This is a genomic window from Mesorhizobium sp. M2A.F.Ca.ET.037.01.1.1 (genome assembly GCF_003998075.1).
Lineage (GTDB): Bacteria > Pseudomonadota > Alphaproteobacteria > Rhizobiales > Rhizobiaceae > Mesorhizobium.
Genome location: NZ_RZSA01000142.1, coordinates 1 through 9669, shown reverse-complemented (window position 1 = coordinate 9669; position 9669 = coordinate 1). Strand labels below are relative to the sequence as shown.

Annotated in this window: 5 protein-coding genes and 1 pseudogene; 5 read left to right on the top strand and 1 reads right to left on the bottom strand. The window is 66.2% G+C overall.

Annotation, left to right across the window (positions count from 1 at the left end):
* Positions 1 to 123: 123 nt before the first annotated feature.
* Positions 124 to 957: pseudogene (locus EOA27_RS09905) on the top strand (helix-hairpin-helix domain-containing protein); the annotation flags it as partial.
* Here the strand turns inward: EOA27_RS09905 and EOA27_RS09900 are convergent.
* A complete protein-coding gene (locus EOA27_RS09900) occupies positions 958 to 1869 on the bottom strand; it encodes a LysR family transcriptional regulator (RefSeq protein ID WP_126081547.1) in 912 nt (303 codons plus the stop codon).
* A gap of 104 nt (positions 1870 to 1973) precedes the next feature.
* On the opposite strand from EOA27_RS09900, the gene EOA27_RS09895 reads away from it, so the two are divergent.
* The 4 genes from EOA27_RS09895 to EOA27_RS09880 form a co-directional block, all read left to right on the top strand.
* The gene (locus EOA27_RS09895) at positions 1974 to 3170 is read left to right on the top strand and encodes an acyl-CoA dehydrogenase (protein ID WP_126081548.1); all 1197 of its coding nucleotides are present in this window, start codon (positions 1974 to 1976) and stop codon (positions 3168 to 3170) included.
* 105 nt (positions 3171 to 3275) lie between these two features.
* Positions 3276 to 6635 carry a transglutaminase family protein gene (locus EOA27_RS09890; RefSeq protein ID WP_126081549.1) on the top strand — a complete coding sequence of 1120 codons (3360 nt, stop codon included), beginning with the start codon at positions 3276 to 3278 and terminating at the stop codon, positions 6633 to 6635.
* 6 nt (positions 6636 to 6641) lie between these two features.
* Entirely contained in the window at positions 6642 to 9053 is a 2412-nt protein-coding gene (locus EOA27_RS09885) for a circularly permuted type 2 ATP-grasp protein (RefSeq protein ID WP_126081550.1), read from the top strand.
* A gap of 1 nt (position 9054) precedes the next feature.
* A partial coding sequence (locus EOA27_RS09880; RefSeq protein ID WP_145970309.1) for a transglutaminase family protein occupies positions 9055 to 9669 on the top strand: 615 nt, incomplete at its 3' end.

The window sequence follows — 9669 nt, the reverse complement described above, 5'->3', positions numbered from 1 at the left end:
GGGGGGGGGGGGGGGGGGGGGGGGGGGGGGGGGGGGGGGGGGGGGGGGGGGGGGGGGGGGGGGGGGGGGGGGGGGGGGGGGGGGGGGGGGGGGGGGGGGGGGGGGGGGGGGGGGGGGGGGGGGGGGGTCGACCTCAACACGGCCTCGGCGCCGCTCTTGGCGCGCGTGTCGGGACTTGGGCCCTCGCTCGCCGAAGCGATCGTTGCGCATCGCGATGCGGCGGGGCCGTTTGCCAGCCGCAAGGACCTGCTCAAGGTGGCGCGGCTCGGGCCGCGCGCCTTCGAGCAAAGCGCCGGCTTCCTCCGCATCCCGAATGGCGCGGAGCCGCTCGATGCGTCCTCGGTGCACCCGGAAGCCTATGGCGTGGCGAAGAAGATCGTCGCCGCTTGCGGCCGCGACGTGCGCGCTTTGCTGGGTGACAGCGCCGCGCTCAAGGCGCTGGATCCACGCGTCTTCGTCGATGAGCGCTTCGGCCTGCCGACGGTGCGCGACATCATCGCCGAATTGGAAAAGCCCGGCCGCGATCCGCGCCCCGGTTTCAAGACCGCGACTTTTGCCGAGGGCGTCGACGACATCAAGGATTTGAAGCCAGGCATGCTGCTCGAAGGCACCGTCACCAATGTCGCGGCCTTCGGCGCCTTCGTCGACATCGGCGTGCACCAGGACGGGCTGGTGCATGTCTCGCAACTCGCCGACCGCTTCATCAAGGATGCGCATGAGGTGGTGAAGGCCGGCGACGTGGTGAAGGTGCGGGTCGTCGATGTCGACATCAAGCGCAAGCGCATCGGCCTGTCGATGCGCAAGGACGGCGGCGAAGGTGGCGCGCCGCGTGGCAGCCAGCGCGATCACGGCGGCGGCAAGCCCGCCCCGCGCTCGCCGGCGCCGCAGCGCCAGTCGGAAAAGCCTTCGCAGGGCGCGTTCGGCGCGGCGCTCGCCGAGGCGATGAAGCGGAAGTAGCTACCAGGCGAGGACAGCCGGCTCCTTGCCGATCTGGCCCAGCAGCCAGTCGCGAAAGCTGGCGACCGGGGGATGGCCTCGCTTGTCATTCGGCACGACGAGATAATAGGCGCTGCGGCTCTGCATCGGCCGGCCGGGCGTCGGCACCAACTGGCCGCGCTGCAATTCTCCTGAGATCAGGATTTCCGGCAGGAGCGCCACGCCGAGCCCCGCCATGCAGGCCTGGGCGACCGTTCCGAACTGCTCGAATTGCATGCCGGGCCCGGTCGGCGCCTCGAGCCCCTGGTGTTCGAACCATTCGCTCCACGCGCCGGGGCGGGTCGCCATATGCAGCAGCGGCAGGCGGCTGATGTCGGCCGGCGTGGCGATCTCACGGCTGGCCAGGAATTCCGGCGAAACCACCGGCATCACGGTCTCACGCATCAGAAGCGTGCAGTCGGCGTCCGGCCAATCGGGCATGCCGTGATGAATGGCGGCGTCGAGCCGTTCGCGGGCGAAGTCGAACCGTCCGATGCGGGTGGCGAAGTTGATGGTGATATCGGGATGGCGCGTTACGAAATCCGGGATCAGGGGCATCAGCCAGCGCGTGCCGAAGGTCGGCAGGATGGCAAGGTTCAAGGCTCCGCTATGCCGATTGCTCATCAATCCGAGTGTTGCGTCGCGCAACTGGCCAAGTGCGGAGCGCACCGCCTCGGCGTAGGTCTCGCCGGCCGCCGACAGCCGGACATTGCGGCTGTCGCGCTCGAACAGCCGGCGACCGAACTGTTCTTCCAACAGGTTGATCTGGCGGCTGACGGCGCCCTGAGTCAAATCGAGCTCGCGCGCGGCGGCGGTGAAGGAGCCAAGCCGCGCCACCGCCTCGAAGGCGGCAAGCGCGGCGGTGTTCGGCAAGAGGCGGCGCTGAACGTTCATGATCCATTACTAACGCTCATTGATCCGTGATGCAATTTCGTTTGATTTTTCGCGTGCGCAGGCGGATAAGCCGGGCACGTCAAAAGTACTGGGAGCCCGAGGCCATGGCCGCCGATAAGAACGCTTTCGTGTGGAATGATCCTTTCCTGATCGAGGACCAGCTTTCCGAGGATGAGCGCATGGTGCGCGACGGCGCGGCGGCCTTCGCCGCCGACAAGCTGGCGCCCCGTATCGAGGAAGCCTATGCCGACGAGAAGACCGACCCCTCGATCTTCCGCGAGATGGGCGAGGCGGGCCTGCTCGGCATCACCATTCCCGAAGAATATGGCGGGCTCGGCGCCGGATACGTGACCTACGGGCTGGTGGCGCGCGAGGTCGAGCGCATCGATTCCGGCTACCGCTCGATGATGAGCGTGCAGTCGTCACTGGTCATGTATCCGATCCATGCCTATGGCTCGGAAGCGCAGCGCAAGAAATACCTGCCGAAGCTCGCCTCAGGCGAATGGATCGGCTGCTTCGGCCTGACCGAGCCGGATGCCGGCTCCGACCCGGGCGGCATGAAGACGCGCGCCGAGAAGACGGCCAATGGCTACAGACTTTCCGGGTCCAAGATGTGGATCTCCAACGCGCCGATCGCCGATGTGTTCGTCGTCTGGGCGAAGCTGAAGGGTGAGAACGGCAAGGACGAAATCCGCGGCTTCGTGCTGGAAAAGGGCATGAAGGGGCTTTCGGCGCCGAAGATCGGCGGCAAGCTGTCGCTGCGCGCGTCGATCACCGGCGAGGTGGTGCTGGAAGGTGTCGAGGTCGGCGAGGAAGCGCTGCTGCCCAACGCCAGGGGTCTTGGCGGCCCGTTCGGCTGCCTTAACCGGGCGCGCTACGGTATTTCCTGGGGCGCAATGGGCGCGGCGGAAGATTGCTGGCAACGGGCGCGGCAATACGGCCTCGACCGCAAGCAGTTCGGCAAGCCGCTCGCCGGCACGCAGCTCTTCCAGAAGAAGCTCGCCGACATGCAGACGGAGATCGCGCTTGGACTGCAGGGCTCATTGCGCGTCGGCCGGCTGATGGACGAGGGCAAGATGGCGCCGGAGATGATCTCGATCGTCAAGCGCAACAATTGCGGCAAGGCGCTCGACATCGCCCGCCAGGCCCGCGACATGCATGGCGGCAACGGCATCCAGATCGGCTACCACGTCATGCGCCACGCGCAGAACCTGGAGACGGTGAACACCTATGAAGGCACGCATGACGTGCATGCGCTGATCCTCGGAAGGGCGCAAACGGGCATCCAGGCGTTTTTCTAAGCCGGCAAGGCTGCTTAAATTAGGTGCAGCGCAACATCTCTGCTTGGAGAATGGCCAGCATCTATGTCAGGGTTCGGCGACTGAAACGCCGAACTCCGGGGTACCATGGCAATTCTGGCAGCCGTTCATCACCTGACCCACTACAAATATGACCGGCCGGTGGTGCTCGGTCCCCAGGTGATCAGGCTGCAGCCGGCGCCGCATTCGCGCACCAAGGTGCTCAGCCATTCGCTGAAGGTCGAGCCGAAGAACCACTTCGTCAACCTGCAGCAGGATCCCTACGGCAATTTCCTCGCCCGCTTCGTCTTCCCTGAGCCGGTGACCGAACTCAAGATCGAAGTCGACCTAGTCGCCGACATGACGGTCTACAATCCGTTCGATTTCTTCGTTGAGGAGAGCGCCGAGACCTTTCCGTTCGACTATCCGGAAGAAATCAGGGAAGACCTCGCCATCTACCGGACGCCAGAGCCGGCGGGACCCTTGCTGTCGAAATTCCTGGAAAGCATCGACCGCAGCCCGACAAACACCGTCAATTTCCTGGTCGATCTCAATGCTAGGCTGCAGCGCGAGATCGCCTATATCGTGCGCATGGAGACAGGCGTGTTCTCGCCGGAGGAGACGCTTGCCGCTGCCAAGGGCTCGTGCCGGGATTCGAGCTGGCTGCTGGTGCAGATCCTGCGCAATCTCGGCATCGCCGCACGCTTCGTCTCCGGCTATCTGATCCAGCTCAAGCCCGATCTGGTGTCGCTCGATGGGCCGTCCGGAACGTCGGTCGATTTCACCGACCTGCACGCCTGGTGCGAGGTCTATATTCCAGGCGCCGGCTGGATCGGTTTCGATCCGACTTCCGGCCTGCTCACCGGCGAGAGCCATGTGCCGCTGGCAGCGACGCCGCATTATCGCAATGCAGCACCCATCTCCGGCATGGCGAGCTTCGCCAATGTCGATTTTGGCTTTGACATGCGGGTCGACCGCATCGCCGAGCATCCGCGCATCACCAAGCCGTTCTCGGATGAGAGCTGGGAAGCGCTCGATGCTCTCGGCAACAAGGTCGATGCCGTTCTGCGCGAGCAGGACGTGCGGCTCACCATGGGCGGCGAGCCGACCTTCGTGTCGATCGACGATTTCGAATCCGCCGAATGGAACACCGCCGCCGTCGGCCCGACCAAGCGTGACAAGGCGGACCAGCTCATCCGCCGGCTGCGCGAGCGCTTCGCGCCGGGCGGTTTCCTGCATTATGGCCAGGGCAAGTGGTATCCGGGCGAGAGCCTGCCGCGCTGGACCTTCTCGCTCTACTGGCGCACCGACGGCGAGCCGGTGTGGCGCGACCCGTCGCTGATCGCGCGCGAGAATGGCAATGCTGCGATCGGTCCCGAACAGGCCGAAAGCCTGCTCACGGCGATCGCCGGCGAGCTCGGCATCGACAAGGCGATGGTGAGCGAGGCCTATGAAGATCCGGCCGAATGGCTGCTCAAGGAAGGCAAGCTGCCGGACAATGTCGATCCGTCCAATTCGAAGCTGGAAGACCCGGAAGAGCGCAGCCGCATGGCGCGTGTTTTCGAGCGCGGGCTGACCAAGCCGTCGGGTTATGTGCTGCCGGTGCAGCGATGGAACAGCCAGGCCGCTGGCCAGCGCTGGCGCTCGGAGAAATGGAAGACGAGGCGGGGCCGCCTGTTCCTGGTGCCGGGCGACTCCCCGGTCGGCTATCGCCTGCCGCTGGGCACACTGCCTTATGTTCCGCCGGCGCAATTCCCGTATATCGTGCCGGTCGATCCCTCCGTGCCGCGCGGCGCGCTGCCGTCGCGCGAGGCTATCTTGCCCCAGCCGTCGCCAGCTGAACTGGAAGGCGCGGACGAAATGGCACGCCGCCAGCAGACCGTGTCTTTCACCGCTGCGAGCGCGCAGCAGGACCGCGTCGAGCAGCAACTGACGGAGATCGGCGGCGCGGTGCGCACCGCGCTCACCGTCGAGCCGCGCGACGGCCGGCTCTGCGTGTTCATGCCGCCGGTCGAGGCGTTGGAGGATTATCTCGAACTGGTGGCGGCGGCGGAGAACGCGGCGAAGGCCATCGGCCTGCCGGTGCATATTGAAGGCTATGCCCCGCCGCACGATCCGCGCCTCAACGTCATCCGCGTGGCGCCGGATCCGGGCGTCATCGAGGTGAACATCCACCCGGCCGCCAACTGGACCGAATGCGTTGCCACCACCACAGCGATCTACGAAGAAGCACGGCAGTCGCGGCTCGGCACCGACAAGTTCATGATCGATGGCCGCCATACCGGAACCGGCGGCGGCAACCATGTCGTGGTCGGCGGCGCGACGCCGAATGACAGCCCGTTCCTGCGCCGGCCCGACCTGTTGAAGAGCCTGGTGCTGCAATGGCAGCGGCATCCGTCGCTGTCCTATATGTTTTCCGGCCTGTTCATCGGTCCGACCAGCCAGGCGCCGCGCTTCGACGAGGCGCGGCACGATTCACTTTACGAGCTGGAGATCGCGCTGGCGCAGGTGCCTCATCCGGACAAGGGCAATGCACCGTTGCCATGGCTGGTCGACCGGCTATTCCGCAACCTCCTGACCGACGTGACCGGCAATACGCACCGTTCGGAAATCTGCATCGACAAATTGTTCTCGCCGGACGGCCCGACCGGCCGGCTGGGACTGGTCGAATTCCGCGGTTTCGAGATGCCGCCCAATGCGCGCATGAGCCTCGCCCAGCAGTTGCTGGTCCGTGCGATCATCGCCCGCGCCTGGAAGAACCCGCTCGACGGACGCTTCGTGCGCTGGGGCACGTCGCTGCACGACCGCTTCATGCTGCCGCATTACGTCTGGGCGGATTTTCTCGACGTGTTGGAGGATCTGAAGCTCAACGGCTTCGACTTCCGCCCCGAATGGTTCGCGGCCCAGCTCGAGTTCCGCTTCCCCTTCTGCGGCGAGGTTCAGCATGCCGGCGTGAAGCTGGAGCTCAGGCAGGCGCTGGAGCCCTGGCATGTGATGGGCGAGCAGGGTGCGATCGGCGGCACGGTACGCTTCGTCGATTCCTCGGTCGAGCGGCTGCAGGTGCGGACGGAAGGCCTCAATCCGGAGCGTCACGCCATCGTCTGCAACGGCCGCATCGTGCCGATGAAGGTTACCGACACCAGAGAGGTCGCGGTGGCCGGCGTGCGCTTCAAGGCCTGGCAGCCGGCCTCCGGCCTGCATCCAGCCCTGCCGGTCAACACGCCGCTGGTCTTCGACATCTACGACCGCTGGTCGGGCCGCTCGGTCGGCGGCTGCGTCTACCATGTCGCGCATCCGGGCGGCCGCAACTACGACACCTTCCCGGTCAACGGCAACGAGGCCGAGGCCCGGCGACTTGCCCGCTTCGAGCCACGCGGCCATACGCCGGGCGGCTATGTGCTGCGCGACGAAGAAGCCTCTGAAGAATTCCCGATGACCCTTGACCTAAGGCGGCCGGCGAGACTCTGATCGACCATGGCCAAGGGGAATCAGAAACGGGCGGGCGGCAGGCCGCGGGCGCAGAGCCTGCTGGAACGCTACCGGCCGATCGAAGGCGTCGTCGACGAGATGGTCGACGCGTCGGGCAGCCCGCGTCCGGCCTGGCGCTCCTTCATCGACGCACTCGACGTTTTGGGGGCGGAGCGGCTTGGGCAGCGTTTTGCCCGGGCCGACCAGTATCTGCGCGATGCAGGCGTCTATTACCGCGTCTATGACAAGGCAGGCGCCAATGAGCGGGAATGGCCGCTCGCCTATGTTCCGCTGCTGATCGACGAGCAGGAATGGGCCGAGATCAGCGCCGGACTGGTCCAGCGCGCCGACCTGTTCGAGGCGATCCTGGCCGACATATATGGGCCGAACCGGCTGATCGAGAAGGGCATCCTGCCGGCCGGGCTGATCGCGGCGAGCCCGGAATATCTGCGCCCCATCGCCAGCGTGAGGCCGGCCAGCGGGCATTTCCTGCACATGGTCGCCTTCGAGCTCGGCCGTGGCCCGGACGGCCGCTGGTGGGTGCTGGGCGACCGCACCCAGGCGCCGTCGGGCGCCGGTTTCGCGCTGGAGAACCGTGTCGCCACGACGCGGGCGCTGTCGGACATCTATGGCGAGATGCATGTGCACCGCCTTGCCGGCTTCTTCCGCCGCTTCCGCGACGCGCTGAACGGTATGGCCAAGGATTCCAGCGGTCGTGTCGCCATCCTGACGCCGGGGCCGCTCAACGAAACCTATTACGAGCATGCCTATATCGCCCGCTATCTCGGCATCATGCTGCTCGAGGGCGAGGACCTGACCGTCTCCGGCGGCAGGCTGATGGTGCGCACCGTTTCCGGCCTGATGCCGATCGGCGTCTTGTGGCGGCGGCTCGATGCGGCCTTTGCCGACCCGCTGGAACTCAAGCCGGACTCGCAGATCGGCACGCCGGGGCTGGTCGAGGCGATCCGGCGCGGCACGGTGTCGGCCGTCAATGCGCTGGGCTCAGGCCTGATGGAGACGCGGGCGCTGCTGTCCTTCCTGCCCAGGATCGCGCGGGAACTGCAGGCTGACGACCTCAAGCTGCCGAACATCGCCACCTGGTGGTGCGGGCAGGAGAGCGAGCGCGCCCATGTGCTTGCCAATATCGACCGCATGGTGGTCGGCCCGGCGCTGTCGACCCGGCTCGCCTTCGAGGACGACGGCGCGACCCGGCTCGGATCATCCCTGTCGGCCGGCGAGCGGGCCGAGCTCGTCGCGCGGATCGAAGCGGATGGCGCCGGTTTCGTCGGCCAGGAAGCGGTGACGCTGTCGACCACACCGGTGTTTGTCGGCGGTTTGCTGGAACCACGACCCGCCAGCCTGCGCGTCTATCTGGCGCGCACGCCGGAAGGCTGGACCGTGATGCCCGGTGGCTTCGCCCGCGTCGGCTTCTCGCTCGACCCGACGGCGATCGCCATGCAGCGCGGCGGCCAGGCCGCGGATGTCTGGGTGGTCAGCGACAGGCCGGTCGAGCGCGAGACGCTGCTGCCGCAGGAACATGAGAGCTTCACCCGCAGCATGCCGGGCAGCCTCCCCAGCCGCGCGGCGGAGAACCTGACCTGGCTAGGACGCTATATCGAGCGCTCGGAAGACACGTTGCGCGTGTTGCGCGCCTATCACGTGCGGCTTGCCGAGACGTCCGATCCGGACATGCCGCTGCTGGCCGATATCAGGGACTATCTCGAGCCGTACGGCATCGACGTCGGAACGGCGATACCGCCGGGGTTGATCGGGACCTTGGACAGCGCGGTCTACAGTGCTGGCCAGATTCGTGACCGCTTCTCGCCCGATGGCTGGCTGGCGCTTAAGGATCTGTCGAAGACTGTTCACAAGTTCGCGGAGACGGTAGCGCCCGGAGACGACGCGACGCGGGCGATGACGGTCATGCTGCGCAAGCTCGCCGGCTTTTCCGGCCTGCTGCATGAGAACATGTACCGCTTCACAGGCTGGCGTTTCCTGGAGATCGGCCGCAGGCTGGAACGGGGTATCCAGATCGCCCGCACGCTCAGCCGGCTGACCAGGAAAGGGGCGCCGGAGGGCGCGCTCGACATGATGCTGGAGATCGGCGACAGCGTCATGACCCATCGCCGGCAATATCCGGTGCAGGCCGGGCGGCGCACGGTCATCGACCTGCTGGCGCTCGACCCGCTCAATCCGCGCTCGGTCCTTTTCCAACTCGAGCGGCTGAAAACCGAGATCGGCATGCTGCCTTCGGTCGGCGGCGAGGGGCATATGTCGACGGCCGCGAAGGAAATCCTGCAGCTCAACACTGCAATCGCAGTGAGGGAACCATCGGACATGACGGCGGATGTGCTTGATGATCTCGCGACCGAGATCGGCAATCTCTATAACAGCCTAGCCAAAGCCTATTTTGGTTAGCATGCTGTACGATATCAGGCTTCACCTCAGCTACGACTATGACGCCGCGGCCGGTGGCAGCCGGCATCAGGTGCGGGTGCTGCCGCCTACGATCGCGGGCGTGCAGCGCGTCGTGGTCGCCTCGCTGTCTTTCGTGCCAAACCCATCCGAGCGCACGGATTTTTTCGATTTCTTCGGCAACAACGTCACCGCGATAGCCTTTCGCGATGTCCATGACGGCCTCGACATCAAGATGAGCGCGCGTGTGTCGGTGTCGCGTCCGGAACCCGGCCTTGACGTCTCGCCGGATCTGCAGCAGCTCAAAGAGGAACTCGGCTCGGTCCGCTCCCTGTCGCCATCCGCGCCGCATCATTTCCTCGCCGCCAGCGATCATGTCGGCGTCGATGCCGCGATCACGGCCTATGCGCGGGAAAGCCTGGCCGGCTCAACGGTGGCTACGGCGGCCGATCTGTGCAATCGCATCCATCGCGATTTCACCTACGACGGCAAGGCGACGACGGTGCAGACGCGGGCGGGCGACGCCTTCGCGCTGAAGCGCGGCGTGTGCCAGGATTTTTCGCATATCATGATCGCCGGCTTGCGCGGGCTGGGCATCCCCGCCGGCTATGTCAGCGGC

Coding starts and splice junctions, on each gene's coding strand:
- EOA27_RS09900 (WP_126081547.1), bottom strand. CDS start 1,869: ATGAACGTTCAGCGCCGCCTCTTGCCGAACACCGCCGCGCTTGCCGCC.
- EOA27_RS09895 (WP_126081548.1), top strand. CDS start 1,974: ATGGCCGCCGATAAGAACGCTTTCGTGTGGAATGATCCTTTCCTGATC.
- EOA27_RS09890 (WP_126081549.1), top strand. CDS start 3,276: ATGGCAATTCTGGCAGCCGTTCATCACCTGACCCACTACAAATATGAC.
- EOA27_RS09885 (WP_126081550.1), top strand. CDS start 6,642: ATGGCCAAGGGGAATCAGAAACGGGCGGGCGGCAGGCCGCGGGCGCAG.